This is a genomic window from Corynebacterium sp. UMB0012 (assembly GCF_030216265.1).
Lineage (GTDB): Bacteria > Actinomycetota > Actinomycetes > Mycobacteriales > Mycobacteriaceae > Corynebacterium.
In genome coordinates, this window is sequence record NZ_JASOKQ010000093.1 from 1 (window position 1) to 296 (window position 296).

1 protein-coding gene is annotated in these 296 nt (G+C 30.4%); it reads right to left on the bottom strand.

What is annotated here, in order from left to right; all coding sequences use genetic code 11:
• On the bottom strand, positions 1-122 hold a 122-nt coding region (locus tag QP324_RS12000), incomplete at its 3' end, for a rod shape-determining protein (protein ID WP_284816206.1).
• Positions 123-296: the final 174 nt, after the last annotated feature.

The window sequence follows — 296 nt, forward strand, 5'->3', positions numbered from 1 at the left end:
GTTTGAGTATTTTTAGCAACAACAGAAGGCTCACGCAAAACGATGCCTTTACCTTCAATATAAACGAGTGTGTTGGCAGTTCCCAAATCAATCCCAATATTTTTAGATCCTAATCCAAACACGCAAAATCTCTCCTTAAATTTATCTCTTTAATTATTTTAGCCTAAATCGTATCTTTATTTAGTCTTAGATATTATAGCATAGAAAATCTAATGTAAAAATTTGCTTTAAGAAAATTTGCTCATACTTAAGGAAGACTTAAAGAAGTTCCATCTCTCGAAAGCTTAAATAAGTAT